The following is a 15,822-nucleotide window of genomic DNA, read 5'->3' on the forward strand; positions in this document are numbered from 1 at the left end:
CCCCGCCTCGACCGGCGGCGCCCCACCGGCCCAGGCCGGGCGGGGGACGCCCACCGCCCCGCCTGGGCGGGGACTTGTGTCAACTGGCCGCGATCAAGCGCCCGGCGCCACCGGGGCCCCGACCCTCGGGCACGCTGACTGCTCAGCACTGTGGCACGGTCACAGGCACCAGTTTCCCGTCGCCAAGATGGAGCCATCCTCTGCCTGGCGTGATCGGCCTTCCCACGATGGAGCCGCTGACCTTGACGCCGATCAGGTCGCCCGCATATCGGGCCCGTGGAGACAGAAGGAGTCCACGATGAGCGTTCCTGGCTCGTCGTGACCAGCGGAAGCCGCTCCCGAGTTTCTCCTCGTCCCCGCCGAGAACCAATGCGGTCCCGTCCGCGAAACCCTGTTGAAGCATCGCCTCCAGCAGACGCCTGGCGCCACACTCCTCCAGGCGATCCGCATCGTCCATCACGACGACGACCGGTTCCTCGCAGGACGCTTCCGACAAGACAGCTGCGAGCTCGTCATGTCCCACATCCTCCTGGTCGAAACAGGCAAGGACTCCGTTTCGGGAGGCCAGCTCTCGCAATGGACACGGCTTCGGTGCAACCAACACGACGCGTGCACCGGCTCCGAGGAGGGAACAGGCGATGGTGGCCAAAGTCGTGGATCGTCCCGACCCAGCCGGGCCGGCCACGGTGAAGGCCGGAACAGTCCCACGGGACAGATCGGGTCCGAATGGGGCCAGAACGTCTCCCCCGACGCCGACGAGCGCCCACAGTTTGGAGGCTGTCGGGTCACGCAACGACCATGCCTCGTCGAAGCTGATCTGTTGAGGCAAGTCCTCGCAACGTCTCTCCACTTCCAGCGCGTCGTGGGCTGCTTCCCACAGGCCCAGGAGCAGCACATGGTCTTCCAGCATCGGGTTGATCGCGTGGGAGAAAGCGACGATTGCCTCGCGGCTGGGCAGCTCGTCGTTGGTATACCAGCGGATCCAGGAGCTGGCCGGAATCCCCGTCTCGTTCTCCAGATCCGTGAAGGACCACTTGCGCTTGACGCGTTGCTCGTCGAGGCGCCGGCGCAACGTGGCCAGTTCGAGGCGCGCCGGAGAGTACTCGACCTCGAACTCTCTGCTCTTCGTGCCGTAGAAGGTCGCGTTGGCGGGCCGATGTTCCTCTGCGGCATCAGCCAGCTTGGAGAAACCAGGACTGCGGCGGACGACCCCCAGGAAGACTCTCAGTGCATCCTTGTCATCCCAAAGCGCTTGCGCCGCGTTGATGATCAAGCCCTTCAAAGACTCCTGCGCGTAGTTGAACTCCGCGGCTTGGTTTGCGTCCGCGCGTGAGCCCTTCGCGCCGGATTCTCCTCGCTCTTCCTCAACGCCGGGTTCCGTCGCCTCCTGGTCCGGGGCGTCCTGGTCGAGTTCGTACTCGGCGTCGCCTTCAGCATCTTCCTGTGGGCCCACTGATGCCTGAGCAACCGTCTCCGTCACAGCCTGCTTCCACAGGCTCTTGAAGCGATTGACTTCGCTGGAGACGTCGTCGCATCGGGCGGCTCCGGCCAGAGCGGCAACGATGAGCTCAAGTCGGCCAAGGTCCGGGAGGTCAGGCCGTTGAAAGGCGTTGAGGACCGACTGATGGCTCACGATCCAGTAGTCCTGTGCGTCCCGTCCAATGTGGTTTCTTATCGTTCGAGCCGAAGGAAACCCGGCTTCGAACCTCAAGGAGTGGAGCTCATCGTTCAGCTTCTTCAAGCGCGGGTGCCCATCCAGGTCCGGCTTCTTCCACGGTTGGGCAACTGCCATCACTTCCCCCTCAGTCACGCGCTGTCAAAAGGTGTCCAGCAACTCGCTTCTAGCTCCCCATGCTTGGCCGTGAGCACGCGTCAGTCATTGTTCCGTCCTGGTCTTCGCAGGCTGGTTCCGTCACGCCTTGTTCTGGATCTGTCAGGCGCTCCTGTGTCGGTCCCACGGTGGTTCCCGAACCCGTTGGCCCCACAGAGAGAAGGTTCTGGTGGACCAGATCAACCGACACCTCGCAGCCCTCCTGACAATCGGTGTCCTAGTCGCAGTCCTGTCGCTTCTGGCACCCGAAGTCGGGGCTTCCCTGTCCGGTGCCGCAACGGTGGTGGCTCTGCTCGCTCAGGTCACGCGTCGTAAGTAACGACACGGCTGCGCCCAAGCGGCCACTCTGGCGGTGAAGCAGTGTCGTAGGCGGCCGTCCGGTCGCAACTGGGGCCGCCACGGAGTGGAAGGCTTGCGGCTGGTGGAGCAGCCGCAAGCCGGACGCACGAGGCCCTTCACCATCCACACCTGGGGTGGGCCCTTCGTTGCGCTTGAGCCACCGAAGCTCCCACGAACAGCGCTCCCTTTCTCTGGGAGCCCATACGCGCCAGCCGCGGGCACACTCGTCCGGCCACCACGCCTCGGACACCGGCCGCGGCAACGGCATAGATCTGGTGACCCCAGCCTGCGGTGTCGATGTCCTTGGCCTTTTCGCACCGGACCGGAGTGCCGAGGTCGGGCGCGAAACCGGCGAGCGTCCGATACCGCTCCCCGATCGCCAACAGTTCCGCGTCAGCTCCGTCAAGGGGGACAACAATCACGAGGACGAGCTGGGCAAGATCATCGACAGCCGGTCGCGGCCTGGGAACGTCACTCACACCCCGCGGCCCATGATCACCGTTGGCCGCGACGTAATAGCCCGTTCCGTGGGCTGGGTGTGACGACATCCAGCGGGGTGGGTGTTTGGGGTCTTCACGTGCAGGATCGGGGCCTGGGACTCCTGGCGAACGAACTCGGACCTGCACGCCGTCCGCGTACCGAAGGAGTACGGCGGCGCCGACGCGCTCGCCACGGTCGTCGTGATCGAGGAACTGTCAGGCGCGTACGTCTCGCTGGTGCAGTTCCTTGAGAACCGCCGCCACCGTGGCGAAGTCGTTGTCCACGTGGAGCACCGTGTGCCCGTGATGGACCGCTGTCGCACACACCACGAGGTCGATGGCTCCGGCGGCACGGTGCTGCGCCCGCTGGGTGAGCTTGTACTGAGCGGTGTCGACCCAGCGCCAGGCGTTCTTGGGGACCGGCGAGAGATGACAGAGATCATCCAGCTCTTCGGCCAAGTCGTCCCGATGCGCCGGGCCAGTGGCCGAGTAGAGGAACTCCGTCTTCGTGGGTTCACAGACATGGAACACGCCGGCGGCGATGTGGCCTTCCCAGAGCCGCAACGCGCCCGGGGTACGAAAGAGGTACCACAGGGCGGACGTATCGAGGAGGTACGTGATCACTCGAAGGCTGCCTGCCGCGCACGCTTGGCCGCTGCATGCGCCGCAGCCGCGGCCTCGAACTCGCCCCGCTCACCTCGCGCCGCAAGCTTCTCGGCGGCCTCCAGCCGCTTGACGCGCGCCACGTAGTCCCGCAGAGCTCCGTTGACCGTCTCCTTCTTCGTCGACGTCCCCATGAGCCGCATCGCCTCGGCCAGAGCCTCGTCATCGAGATCGACCTGGGTCACAGACATACCGGCCACCCCTCCACCTCTGGAAGTCCACGATGTACATACACATGATACTTCACCAACATTCGCGGGCGTCGACTCAGGAAGCGGACGAGGCGCGGAGGGGGCGATGGCACGTCGATGCGGGGCGCATCCCCGAAAACGCGTTACCCCAGGTCAGAACGATTCTGCCTGGGGTTTCGAAGTGGGGCGGGTGGGACTCGAACCCACGGCCGACGGATTATGAGTCCGCTGCTCTAACCGGCTGAGCTACCGCCCCGTCTCGGCGTGGCGCGTACAAGTGTGCGCACCGTCTGCCGCAGCATAGCCGGTCATACGATCTCCCGCTGCGGCTGCCCGGCTCCTGATGACCATGAAGACGGCACCGCCCGCCGACCGGTTCCGGGCACACGAAAAAGGACCCCGGAGGGGGTCCTCTTCCGATCGCTCCCCCGACTGGACTCGAACCAGTAACCCTCCGGTTAACAGCCGAATGCTCTGCCAATTGAGCTACAGGGGATTGCGCTCCCCCGACTGGACTCGAACCAGTAACCTGCCGGTTAACAGCCGACTGCTCTGCCAATTGAGCTACAGGGGATTGCTGCGGTGCCTCGAACGTACCTGCCTGGCGGATGCCGGGCGGCGCGCGCTCGCTGCGACACATACATTAGCGCAAGCAGGGGGGTGCTTTGCCAATCGGTATCGGCCGGGGTGATCTCGGGCGTCTGCGGGTAGGCGGGCAGCACACGTCGCACGGAGCGAAGGAAGGGTGGCAGCCATGCGGTACCGGCTCACGTTCATCGCCGGAGTGGCCCTCGGATACGTGCTCGGCACGCGGGCCGGGCGCGAGCGTTACGAGCAGCTGAAGAAGACCGCGCGCCAGTTCGCCCAGAACCCGGCCGTGCGCAACACCTGCGAGACCGCGGCCCAGAGCGGCCGGGAGTTCGCGGGGAAGGCGTACCACGCCGTGGGCGAGAAGGTCGGCGACAAGGTGCCGGCGTCCGTGACGGACCGGGTCCGGTCCTTCCGGGGACGCGGGAACGGGAACGGCGTGGAGGACGACTGGGGGACCACCAACACCTAGCCGGCCCCGCCGTCGCTTCTGCCGCACCACCGGTACGGGAAACCTCCGGGGGTGCGGCAGAATCTGTGTATGGGCATAGTCGCCGGCTTGGACAGTTCTTCCGCGTTCACACACATCGTGGTCTGCGATACGGACACGGGCGCCGTACTGCGCGAGGGGTACGCCCCGCACCCCGTCGAGGCCAAGGCCACCGAGGCCGACCCGCAGGCGTGGCTGCTCTCCCTGGGTGAGGCCGCCACCGGCGGGCTGCTCGAAGGGGTGCAGGCCATCGGCGTCTCCGCGCAGCAGCACGGCCTCGTCCCCCTGGACCACCAGGGCAACCTCGTACGCCCCGCGCTGCTCGGCAACGACAAGCGGGCGCAGGCCGCCGCGGCCGATCTGATCGACGGGCTGGGCGGGCGGCAGGCGTGGGCCGAGGCGGTCGGCGCGGTGCCGCAGGCCGCGCAGCCGGTGGCGAAGCTGCGCTGGCTGGCGCGGTCCGAGCCGGAGCAGGCGCAGCGGGTGGCGGCGGTGCTGCAGCCGCACGACTGGCTGGTGTGGCAGCTGCTCGGGCGGCCGGCCCGGCGGACCACCGACCGGGGTGCCGCGTCCGGCACGGGCTACTGGTCGGCGGGGACCGAGTCCTACCGGCCGGATCTGGTGGAGCTGGCGCTCGGGCACCAGGCCGCGCTGCCGGAGGTGCTCGGTCCGTCCGACGCCGCCGGGATGACGCCGGAGGGACTGCTGATCTCCGCGGGCACCGGCGAGACCATGGCGGCGGCCTTCGGACTGGGCGTCGGCATCGGGGACGCGGTCGTGTCGCTGGGGGCCTCGGGCTCCGTGATGGCCGTGCACCACGAGGCGCTGGCCGACCCGACCGGGATGATCACCTCGTTCGCCGACGCGACGGGCATGCACCTGCCGGTGGTGCACACGTCGAACGCCGTGCGCGCGCTGCGCGGGACCGCCGAGATGCTGGACGTGGACGGCCTCGAGGCCCTGTCCGCGCTGGCCCTGAAGTCGACGCCCGGCTCCTCGGGGCTCGTGCTCCTGCCGTATCTGGAGGGCGAGCGCACCCCGCAGCTGCCGCACACGGCCGGAACCCTGTGCGGGCTGCGGCGCGAGTCGATGAAGCCGGAGCACCTGGCGCGGGCCTCCTTCGAAGGAATGCTCTGCTCGCTGGCGGACGCGCTCGACGTGCTGCGCGGCCGGGGCGTGGAGGTGCGGCGGGTCTTCCTGCTGGGCGCGGCGGCCGAACTGCCGGCGGTGCAGCAGCTGGCGCCCGCCCTGCTGGGGACGCAGGTCGTCGTGCCGCAGCCCGCCCAGTACGCGGCGCGGGGCGCGGCCCGGCAGGCGGCGTGGGCGCTCGGGGTCTCGCAGGGGGCGCTCGACGGGCGCACTCCCCCGGCCTGGCAGGGCGCGGCGGCGCAGGTGCTGGAGCCCGGTGAGGAGCTGGCCGTGGGTCAGGCGGTGCGCCAGCAGTACATCGCGACGCGGGACCAGATTCACCCGGGAGCGTTCGACCAGGCACGGTGAGTGCGGAGGGACCGCGAAATTATGGACCGGGTCCGTTTTTTGACCTGGACTTGAATAAAAACGTTCGCGGTCCCGGTGAGCGGTGCCGGAAGATGGGTCGGCTCCCCCGACCTACGCCGACTCCGAGAGACACGCGTGCTCATAAAACTCCTGCGGGCCTATCTCGGTCCGTACAAGAAACCCATCGCGGTGCTGGTCGTCTTCCAGCTGTTGCAGACCTGCGCCACGCTCTACCTGCCGACCCTCAACGCCGACATCATCGACAACGGTGTCGTGCGGGGGGACACGGGCTACATCCTCCAGTACGGCGGCGTGATGATCGTCGTCAGCATCGCCCAGGTGGTCTGCAACATCGGGGCCGTCTACATCGGCGCCCGCACCGCGTCCGCGCTCGGGCGGGACGTGCGGGCGTCGGTCTTCGACCGGGTGCAGTCCTTCTCCTCGCGCGAGGTCGGGCGGTTCGGGGCCCCCTCGCTGATCACCCGTACGACCAATGACGTCCAGCAGATACAGATGCTGGTCCTGATGACGTTCACGCTGATGGTGTCGGCGCCGATCATGTGCGTCGGCGGCATCATCATGGCGCTCGGCCAGGACGTGCCGCTCTCGGCGGTGCTGCTCGCGGTGGTGCCGGTCCTCGGAGTCTCGGTCAGCCTGATCGTGCGGAAGATGCGCCCGCTGTTCCGGCAGATGCAGAAGCGGCTCGACACGGTGAACCGGGTGCTGCGCGAGCAGATCACCGGCAACCGCGTCATCCGCGCGTTCGTGCGCGACGACTACGAGGAGGGCCGCTTCCGGGGTGCCAACACCGAGCTGACGGACGTGGCGCTGTCGACGGGCCGGCTGATGGCCCTGATGTTCCCGACCGTGATGACCGTCGTGAACGTGTCGTCCATCGCGGTGGTCTGGTTCGGTGCGCACCGCATCGACAGCGGCGGGATGGAGATCGGGGCGCTGACCGCGTTCCTCGCCTACCTGATGCAGATCGTCATGTCGGTGATGATGGCGACCTTCATGTTCATGATGGTGCCGCGCGCCGAGGTGTGCGCCGAGCGCATCCAGGAGGTCCTGGAGACGGAGTCCAGCGTCGTCCCGCCCGTCGAGCCGGTGCGCGAGCTGCGCGCCCACGGCCACCTGGAGGTGCGCGGCGCGGACTTCCGCTACCCGGGCGCCGAGGAGCCGGTGCTGCGGGCGGTCGACCTGGTGGCCCGGCCGGGCGAGACGACCGCGATCATCGGGTCGACGGGCAGCGGGAAGTCGACGCTGCTCGGGCTCGTACCCCGGCTGTTCGACGTGACGGACGGCCAGGTGCTGGTCGACGGGACGGACGTGCGGACCCTGGATCCGGCGCTGCTGGCGAAGACCGTGAGCCTGGTCCCGCAGAAGCCGTACCTCTTCTCCGGGACGGTCGCGACGAACCTGCGGTACGGGAATCCGGACGCGACCGACGAGGAGCTGTGGCACGCGCTGGAGGTGGCCCAGGCGAAGGAGTTCGTGGAAGCCCTGGAGCACGGGCTCGACGCGCCGATCGCGCAGGGCGGCACCAATGTCTCCGGCGGTCAGCGCCAGCGGCTCTCGATCGCGCGGACGCTGGTGCAGCGCCCGGAGATCTACCTCTTCGACGACTCGTTCTCGGCGCTGGACTACGCGACCGACGCGGCGCTGCGGGCGGCGCTCGGGCGGGAGACCGCCGAGGCGACCGTGGTGATCGTGGCCCAGCGGGTCTCCACCATCCGGGAGGCCGACCGGATCATCGTGCTGGACGAGGGGCGGGTCGTGGGGACCGGCACCCATCACGAGCTGATGGACGGCAATGACACGTACCGGGAGATCGTGCTCTCCCAGCTGACGGAAGCGGAGGCCGCGTAATGGCCGGGCCTGGCGGACGCATGATGGCGGGCGGCGCGCCGACCGAGCGGTCCATGGACTTCAAGGGGTCCTCGAAGCGGCTGCTGAAGCGCTTCGCCGTCGAGAAGAACACCCTGTACGTGATGCTGGTCGCGGTCGCGTGCAGCGTCGGGCTCTCCGTGGTCGGCCCGAAGATCCTCGGCAGGGCGACCGACCTGGTCTTCGCCGGGGTCATCGGCCGGTCCATGGACGCGGGAACGACGAAGGAGCAGGCCGTCGAGGGCCTGCGCAGGAGCAACAGCGGCCTGGCCGACATGCTGTCCGGGGTGGACTTCACGCCGGGTCAGGGCATCGACTTCGGCGCGGTCGGCGACGTGCTGCTGCTGGCGCTCGCGGTGTACGTCGGCGCGGGGCTGCTGATGCTGGTGTCGACGCGGCTGTCGATCCGGATCATCAACCGGGTCGTGTTCCAACTGCGCGAGGACATCCAGACGAAGCTGTCGCGGCTGCCGCTCTCGTACTTCGACCGCGCCAAGCGCGGCGAGGTGCTGAGCCGGGCGACGAACGACATCGACAACATCTCGCAGACGATGCAGCAGACGATGGGCCAGCTCATCAACTCGCTGCTGACGATCATCGGCGTGCTGGTGATGATGTTCTGGATCTCGCCGCTGCTGGCGCTGGTCGCGCTGGTGACCGTGCCGCTCTCGGTGGTCGTGGCCACGAAGGTCGGCAAGCGCTCGCAGCCGCAGTTCGTGCAGCAGTGGAAGGTGACGGGCAAGCTCAACGCCCACATCGAGGAGATGTACACCGGCCACACCCTGGTGAAGGTCTTCGGCCGGCAGGAGGAGTCCGCGAAGGACTTCGCCGAGCAGAACGAGGCGCTGTACGAGGCCGGGTTCAAGGCCCAGTTCAACAGCGGGATCATGCAGCCGCTGATGATGTTCGTGTCGAACCTCAACTACGTGCTGATCGCCGTGGTCGGCGGGCTCCGGGTCGCGTCCGGCGCCCTGTCGATCGGTGATGTGCAGGCGTTCATCCAGTACTCGCGCCAGTTCTCGATGCCGCTCACCCAGGTCGCCTCGATGGCCAACCTGGTGCAGTCCGGGGTCGCGTCGGCGGAGCGTATCTTCGAGCTGCTGGACGCCGAGGAGCAGGAGCCCGACCCGGCGAAGGGCGAGGGCGAGCACCCCGGCGTCCTGCGCGGCAGTGTCGCGCTGGAGCACGTGTCGTTCCGCTACGACCCGGAGAAGCCGCTCATCGAGGACCTGTCGCTGAACGTCGAACCGGGCCACACGGTCGCGATCGTCGGCCCCACGGGCGCCGGCAAGACGACGCTGGTCAACCTGCTGATGCGGTTCTACGAGGTGACGGGCGGCCGGATCACGCTGGACGGCGTGGACATCGCGAAGATGTCCCGGGCCGATCTGCGCGCGGGCATCGGCATGGTCCTCCAGGACACCTGGCTGTTCGGCGGGACCATCGCGGAGAACATCGCCTACGGCGCCTCCGGCGACGTCAGCCGGGAGCGCGTCGAGGAAGCGGCGCGGGCGGCCCACGCCGACCGGTTCATCCGGACCCTGCCGGACGGTTACGACACGGTGATCGACGACGAGGGCTCCGGGGTCAGCGCGGGCGAGAAGCAGCTGATCACGATCGCCCGGGCGTTCCTGTCCGACCCGGTGATACTCGTGCTGGACGAGGCGACCAGCTCCGTCGACACCCGGACCGAGGTGCTGATCCAGAAGGCGATGGCGGGCCTGGCGCACGGCCGCACGAGCTTCGTGATCGCGCACCGGCTCTCCACCATCCGGGACGCCGACGTCATCCTGGTCATGGAGAACGGCTCGATCGTGGAGCAGGGCACGCACGACGAACTGCTGGACGCGAAGGGCGCCTACGCCCGGCTGTACGCGGCGCAGTTCGCCCAGGCGGTCGCCGAGGTCGACTGACCCGTAAGCCGTACGGCCGCTCCGCGGCTGCCCCGGGCGCGCACGTGCGTGTCAGTCGAGGTAGCCGCGGAGCTGGTCGGCGGAGGCGTGGTCGCGGAGCCGGTTGAGGGTCCTGGACTCGATCTGGCGGATGCGCTCGCGCGTCACGCCGAAGATGCGGCCGATCTCCTCCAGGGTGCGGGGCCGTCCGTCGACGAGTCCGTAGCGCAGCTGGACCACCTTGCGTTCGCGCTCGCCCAGGGTGGAGAGCACCGCCTCCAGGTGCTGGCGCAGCAGCAGGAAGGCCGCGGACTCCACGGGGGACGCGGCGTCCCCGTCCTCGATGAGGTCGCCGAGCGAGACGTCCTCCTCCTCGCCGACCGGGGCGTGCAGCGAGACGGGTTCCTGGGCCAGGCGCAGGATCTCGCCGACCCGTTCGGGCGTCAGGTCGAGGTGAGCGGCGACCTCCTCGGGCGTGGGCTCGTAGCCGCGTTCCTGGAGCATGCGGCGCTGGACCCGGACGACGCGGTTGATCAGCTCCACGACGTGGACCGGGACCCTTATGGTCCGGGCCTGGTCGGCGAGGGCGCGGGACATGGCCTGCCGGATCCACCAGGTCGCGTACGTCGAGAACTTGTAGCCGCGCGCGTAGTCGAACTTCTCGACGGCGCGGATCAGCCCGAGGTTCCCCTCCTGGACGAGGTCGAGCATGGTCAGGCCGCGGCCCACATAGCGCTTGGCGACGGAGACGACGAGGCGCAGGTTGGCCTCGATGAGCCGGCGCTTGGCCATGCGGCCCATGACGACGAGCCGGTCCAGGTCGACGGCGAGCCGGGTGTCGGGGTCCGGGGTGCGGGCGAGGCGCTCCTCGGCGAACAGCCCGGCCTCGATGCGCCGGGCGAGCTCCACCTCGTCGGCCGCCGTGAGCAGCGGGATGCGCCCGATCTCGCGCAGGTACTGGCGGAACAGGTCCGAGGTGGGCCCGGCCTCCGGTCTCCCGCGCGGCTCCGGGGGCTCGTCCGGCTCCTCCAGGACCCCTTCGGGATGGTGCGCGGCCATGGCCTGCACGGGGACGGCCGGGGCGCGTTCGGCTTCGGTGACGGTCCGGGTCTGCACGGGGGCGACCTCCAGGTGATCGCTGCCGGACCGCGGGGGTGGGGCCGCGCTCCGATGACTCAGGGCACCGCCATCAGTGTGGGGTACGACACACAGCCGCTACGAGGGGCGTGCGGTGACTTTCTGAGTCCGCTCCGTTACAGACGCCGGGTCAGAGGGCGTCGGCGCCGTGGTTGCGCAGGGTCTGGGCGTACTGCTGGAGGACCCAGACCTCGTTCTGCGCGGCGGCGAGGTGGTCGGGGGCCACATTGCTGCCGAGGCGGGCGAGGCTGCTCTGGACGTCGTTGATCCGGCGGTCCACGGCGCGCAGGCGGACCTTGACCAGGTGCTCCCCGGCGTAGGTCTCGTCGATGGACTTGCCGTGGAAGACTTCGACGGCGAGCTCGGTGATCAGCTTGCGGACGGACTCGTTGGGCGTGGCGTCGAGCACCCGGACGAGATATTCGCGGCTGTCGGCGAGGCCCTGCTCGGCGCCGCCCGCCTCCTCGATGCACTGGCGCACGGCGGCGTAGGGCGGTGCGGTGAACTCGTCGGCGCCGTAGGCGTCGAAGGCGGGCGCGACGAGCTCGGGGCGCTGGAGGGCGAGCTTGAGCAGTTCGCGCTCGGTGCGGTGGGCGGGGCTGCGGAGGTTGAGCGCGGGGCCTGAGGGGACGGGCGGGGCCTGGACCTGCTGGTGGCGGGCGCCGCCGCGGGCGGCCGGGGCGGGTCCGCGCCGGTCGCCGCCCCGGCCGCGGGCCCACTGGGCGAGCTGGTTGATCCGGTGGACGACGTACTCCTGGTCCAGGATGCCGATGAAGCCAGCCAGCTGGACGGCGACCTCCCGCTGGACGCTGCCCGTCTTGATCTTGGCGACGACGGGGGCGGCCTCGTCCAGCGCGGCGGCGCGGCCGGCCGGGGTCTCCAGGTCGTACCGACCGACGATCTGGCGCAGTGCGAACTCGAAGAGCGGGGTGCGCGGTTCGACCAGGTCGCGGACGGCGTCGTCGCCCTTGACCAGGCGCAGGTCGCACGGGTCCATGTTGTCCGGGGCGATGGCGATGTACGTCTCGGCGGCGAACTTCTGGTCGTCCTCGAAGGCGCGGAGGGCGGCCTTCTGACCGGCCGCGTCGCCGTCGAAGGTGAAGATCACGCGGGCGCTGCCGTTGTCCATGAGGAGGCGGCGCAGGATCTTGATGTGGTCGCCGCCGAAGGCGGTGCCGCAGGTGGCGATGGCGGTGGTGACCCCGGCGAGGTGGCAGGCCATCACATCGGTGTAGCCCTCGACCACGACGGCCCGGCTGGACTTGGCGATCTCCTTCTTGGCCAGGTCGATGCCGTACAGCACCTGGGACTTCTTGTAGATCGGGGTCTCGGGGGTGTTGAGGTACTTCGGCCCGTTGTCGTCGTCGCGGAGCTTGCGGGCGCCGAAGCCGACGACGTCCCCGGCGGTGTCGCGGATGGGCCACATCAGGCGGCCCCGGAAGCGGTCGATGGGGCCGCGCCGGCCGTCCTGGGAGAGGCCGGAGGCGATCAGCTCCTTGTCGCTGAAGCCCTTGCCGCGCAGGAAGCGGGTGAGGTGGTCCCAGCCGGCCGGGCTGTAGCCGACGCCGAAGTGGGCGGCGGCGGCCTGGTCGAAGCCCCGGTCGGCGAGGAACTTGCGGCCGATCTCGGCCTCGGGACCGTTCAGCTGGTCCACGTAGAACTGGGCGGCCACCTTGTGCGCCTCGACCAGCCTGATCCGCTCGCCGCGCTGGTGGGAGGGGTTGTAGCCGCCCTCCTCGTAGCGCAGGGTGATGCCGGCCTTGGCGGCGAGCCGTTCGACCACCTCCGCGAAGGTCAGGTGGTCGATCTTCTGCACGAAGGCGATCGTGTCGCCGCCCTCCTGGCAGCCGAAGCAGTGGAAGAGGCCCTTGCTCGGACTGACCTGGAAGGAGGGGGACTTCTCGTCGTGGAAGGGGCAGAGGCCCTTGAGGTTGCCCCCGCCCGCGTTGCGCAGCTGGAGGTACTCGGAAACGACGGCGTCGATCGGGACCGCGTCCCGTACCGCCTTCACATCGTCGTCATTGATCCTGCCTGCCACGCCTTGAAGTCTACGGGTGGGCTCGGACAGAAACGGTCGGGGCAGGGGGCGGTCCCGGGCCGGTGCGAGGAGCGGGGGTGGTGCCCGCGCACCGGCCCGGGGCCGCTCAGACCAGGGATTCCAGGGGGACCGAGGGGTCGGCCAGGGCGTCCGGGTCGACGGGCCGGCCGGCCCGGATCAGCTTCTGGACGGGCTCCGTGACGTCCCACACGTTGACGTTCATCCCGGCGAGTACGGTGCGGTCCTTCAGCCAGAACGCGATGAACTGGCGCTTGCCCGCGTCGCCCCGGATGACCACCTGGTCGTAGGAGCCGGGCGGGGCCCAGCCGGAGTACTCCAGGCCCAGGTCGTACTGGTCGGAGAAGAAGTAGGGCACCCGGTCGTAGGCGACGTCCTGGCCGAGCATGGCCCGGGCCGCGGCCGGGCCGCCGTTCAGCGCGTTGGCCCAGTGCTCGACCCGCAGCCGGGTACCGAGCAGCGGATGGGCGGCGCTCGCCACGTCACCGGCGGCGTAGATGTGCGGGTCGCTGGTGCGCAGCGAGGCGTCGACCGCGATGCCGCCGCCCTGCTCGCGCGGGGCGATCTCCAGGCCGGCCGCCTCGGCGAGCGCGGTGCGTGGGGCGGCGCCGATCGCGGCGAGGACGTCGTGGGCGGGGTGCTCCTCGCCGTCGTCGGTGCGCACCGCGAGGACCATGCCGTCCTGGCCGACGATCTCGGTGAGCCGGCCGCCGAAGTGGAAGCGGACGCCGTGGTCGCTGTGGAGCTCGGTGAAGATCTGGCCGAGCTCGGGGCCGATGACCCGGAGCAGCGGGGTGGCCTCCGGTTCGACCACGGTGACCTCGGCGCCGTAGCCGCGGGCGGCCGCCGCGACCTCCAGGCCGATCCAGCCGGCCCCGGCGATCACCAGGTGGCCGTTGTCGCGGCCGAGGGCGGCGAGGACGTTGCGCAGCCGGTCGGCGTGGGCGAGGCGGCGCAGGTGGTGGACGCCGGCCAGCTCGGTGCCGGGGACGTCGAGGCGCCGGGGTTCGGCGCCGGTGGCCAGCAGCAGCTTGTCGTAGTGGATGACGGTGCCGTCGCCCGTCTCCACGGTGCGCGCCTCGCGGTTCAGGCCGGTGACGGACTGGCCGAGGTGGAGCTCGATCTCGGCGCCCGCGTACCAGGCGGTCTCGTGGACGAAGACGCTGTCGCGGTCCTCTTTCCCGGTCAGGTATCCCTTGGACAGCGGTGGGCGTTCGTACGGATGGTCGCGCTCGTCGCCGATCAGGATGACCCGGCCGCTGAATCCCTCTGCCCGGAGCGTCTGGGCTGCCTTCGCCCCGGCGAGTCCTCCGCCGACGATGACGAACGTCCGATGTGCGTCGACCACGTGATGCCTCCTCGGTGCTTGCTGCGCGGCGCCAACTGCGAGCGTCCCGCACGCAGCGTAGTGGGGGAAGGGGGTGTGGCCCGATCAGGTCACTCCCGGTGGCGGCCGGGTGCTCCGCCGAGGTGGGCGTGCAGGGCGCGGGCGGAGGCGTCGGTGAGGGCGGCGATCTGGTCCACGAGGACCCGCTTGCGGGCGCGGTCGTCGGGCGCCGCCTCGTAGAGCGCGCGCAGCTGCGGCTCGAGCCCTTCGGGGGCGCGGGCGGTGAGCGCGGCGGCCAGCTCGGCGATGACGACGCGCTGGTCGGCGCGGATCTCCTCCTGCTCGGCGCGCTGCATCACGTAGCGGTCGGCGATGGCCTTGAGCACCGCGCACTCGTTGCGCGTGGCGCGCGGGACGACCAGCTCGGCGGCGTAACGGGTGAGGCGTCCGGTGCCGTGGCCCTGGCGGGTGGCGGTCTCGGCGGCGAGGCAGAAGCGGCCGATCAGCTGGCTGGTGGCGTCCTTCAGACGGGCCTGGGCGACGGCGGACCCGTCGTAGCCGTGCGGCCACCACTCCTGGGCGACGAGCCGGTCGAGCGCGTCGGCGAGCTCCTGCGGGTCGGTGTCCGCGGGGACGTAGCGGCCGATGGCGACGTCCCAGATGTCGCGGCGCTCCGGCTCGGCCTCCAGGCAGTTGGGGTCGATGTGCCCCGCGTGCAGCCCGTCCTCGAAGTCGTGCACGGAGTACGCCACGTCGTCGGACCAGTCCATGACCTGGGCCTCGAAGCACTTGCGGTCGCGGGGGGCGCCCTCGCGGAACCACTGGAAGACCGGCAGGTCGTCCTCGTAGACCCCGAATTTGGGCGAGCCGGGGTCGGTGGGGTGGGCGCCCCGGGGCCAGGGGTACTTGGTGGCGGCGTCGAGGGCGGCGCGGGTGAGGTTGAGGCCGACGCTGACCAGGTCGCCGGTGCGGGTGTCGGGGACGAAGCGCTTGGGTTCGAGGCGGGTCAGCAGCCGGAGCGACTGGGCGTTGCCCTCGAAGCCGCCGCAGTCGGACGCGAAGTCGTTGAGCGCCTGCTCGCCGTTGTGGCCGAAAGGCGGGTGTCCCATGTCGTGGGAGAGGCAGGCCGCCTCCACCAGGTCGGGGTCGCAGCCGAGGGCGGCGCCGAGCTCGCGGCCGACCTGGGCGCACTCCAGGGAGTGGGTGAGCCGGGTGCGCGGGCTGGCGTCCCAGCCGGGTCCGCGGGTGCCGGGGGTGACGACCTGGGTCTTCCCGGCGAGCCTGCGCAGCGCCGCGGAGTGCAGCACGCGGGCGCGGTCGCGCTGGAAGGCGGTGCGGCCGGGCCGTTTGTCCGGCTCGGGGTCCCAGCGCTCGGCGTCGGCGGGGCCGTAGGGGGCCGTGCCGGGGTGCTGTGTGCCGTCCGTGCCGTTCATGGGTCCGACAGT

The 15,822-nt window shown here is 70.0% G+C and carries 11 protein-coding genes and 3 tRNA genes; 4 read left to right on the forward strand and 10 right to left on the reverse strand.

Annotated elements, in window-relative coordinates:
- Positions 1–142: 142 nt before the first annotated feature.
- From AB0L33_RS11045 to AB0L33_RS11070, 6 genes are all read right to left on the reverse strand, one after another.
- On the reverse strand, positions 143–1,633 hold the full coding sequence (locus AB0L33_RS11045; RefSeq protein ID WP_365679881.1) for an ATP-binding protein: 1,491 nt from the start codon (positions 1,631–1,633) through the stop codon (positions 143–145).
- Between the two features lie 1,232 nt (positions 1,634–2,865).
- A complete protein-coding gene (locus AB0L33_RS11050; RefSeq protein WP_365679883.1) occupies positions 2,866–3,273 on the reverse strand; it encodes a PIN domain-containing protein in 408 nt (135 codons plus the stop codon).
- Positions 3,270–3,503: a type II toxin-antitoxin system VapB family antitoxin gene (locus AB0L33_RS11055; RefSeq protein WP_365679886.1), complete on the reverse strand. Its 234-nt coding sequence runs from the start codon at positions 3,501–3,503 to the stop codon at positions 3,270–3,272. Before AB0L33_RS11055 ends, AB0L33_RS11050 begins: the two co-directional genes overlap by 4 nt.
- A 182-nt stretch (positions 3,504–3,685) precedes the next feature.
- Positions 3,686–3,759, reverse strand: a tRNA-Ile gene (locus AB0L33_RS11060).
- Positions 3,760–3,926: 167 nt separating this feature from the next.
- Positions 3,927–3,999 (reverse strand) — tRNA-Asn (locus AB0L33_RS11065).
- 5 nt (positions 4,000–4,004) lie between these two features.
- Positions 4,005–4,077 (reverse strand) — tRNA-Asn (locus AB0L33_RS11070).
- Positions 4,078–4,257: 180 nt separating this feature from the next.
- Here AB0L33_RS11070 and AB0L33_RS11075 point away from each other — a divergent pair.
- The 4 genes from AB0L33_RS11075 (at position 4,258) to AB0L33_RS11090 (ending at position 9,878) form a co-directional block, all read left to right on the forward strand.
- On the forward strand, positions 4,258–4,563 hold the full coding sequence (locus tag AB0L33_RS11075) for a YtxH domain-containing protein (protein WP_365680132.1): 306 nt from the start codon (positions 4,258–4,260) through the stop codon (positions 4,561–4,563).
- Positions 4,564–4,632: 69 nt separating this feature from the next.
- The gene (locus AB0L33_RS11080) at positions 4,633–6,078 is read left to right on the forward strand and encodes an FGGY family carbohydrate kinase (protein ID WP_365679888.1); all 1,446 of its coding nucleotides are present in this window, start codon (positions 4,633–4,635) and stop codon (positions 6,076–6,078) included.
- A gap of 135 nt (positions 6,079–6,213) precedes the next feature.
- Positions 6,214–7,947: an ABC transporter ATP-binding protein gene (locus AB0L33_RS11085; protein WP_365679891.1), complete on the forward strand. Its 1,734-nt coding sequence runs from the start codon at positions 6,214–6,216 to the stop codon at positions 7,945–7,947.
- A complete protein-coding gene (locus AB0L33_RS11090) occupies positions 7,947–9,878 on the forward strand; it encodes an ABC transporter ATP-binding protein (protein WP_365679894.1) in 1,932 nt (643 codons plus the stop codon). The genes AB0L33_RS11085 and AB0L33_RS11090 overlap by 1 nt, the downstream gene beginning before the upstream one ends.
- A 51-nt stretch (positions 9,879–9,929) precedes the next feature.
- Here AB0L33_RS11090 and AB0L33_RS11095 read toward each other — a convergent pair whose 3' ends face one another.
- The 4 genes from AB0L33_RS11095 to AB0L33_RS11110 all read right to left on the reverse strand — a co-directional run bounded on the left by AB0L33_RS11095 (position 9,930) and on the right by AB0L33_RS11110 (position 15,810).
- Entirely contained in the window at positions 9,930–10,973 is a 1,044-nt protein-coding gene (locus AB0L33_RS11095; protein WP_365679897.1) for an RNA polymerase sigma factor, read from the reverse strand.
- A gap of 151 nt (positions 10,974–11,124) precedes the next feature.
- Positions 11,125–13,032 (reverse strand): DNA primase, encoded by a 1,908-nt coding sequence (dnaG, locus tag AB0L33_RS11100; RefSeq protein WP_365679900.1) that lies wholly within the window; start codon positions 13,030–13,032, stop codon positions 11,125–11,127.
- 106 nt (positions 13,033–13,138) lie between these two features.
- The gene (locus AB0L33_RS11105) at positions 13,139–14,398 is read right to left on the reverse strand and encodes an FAD-dependent oxidoreductase (RefSeq protein WP_365679902.1); all 1,260 of its coding nucleotides are present in this window, start codon (positions 14,396–14,398) and stop codon (positions 13,139–13,141) included.
- 89 nt (positions 14,399–14,487) lie between these two features.
- Positions 14,488–15,810, reverse strand: a complete 1,323-nt coding sequence (locus AB0L33_RS11110) for a deoxyguanosinetriphosphate triphosphohydrolase (RefSeq protein WP_365679903.1) — start codon at positions 15,808–15,810, stop codon at positions 14,488–14,490.
- Between the last annotated feature and the right edge of the window lie 12 nt (positions 15,811–15,822).

This window comes from Streptomyces sp. NPDC052299 (genome assembly GCF_040679335.1).
In the GTDB taxonomy this organism is placed as follows: domain Bacteria; phylum Actinomycetota; class Actinomycetes; order Streptomycetales; family Streptomycetaceae; genus Streptomyces.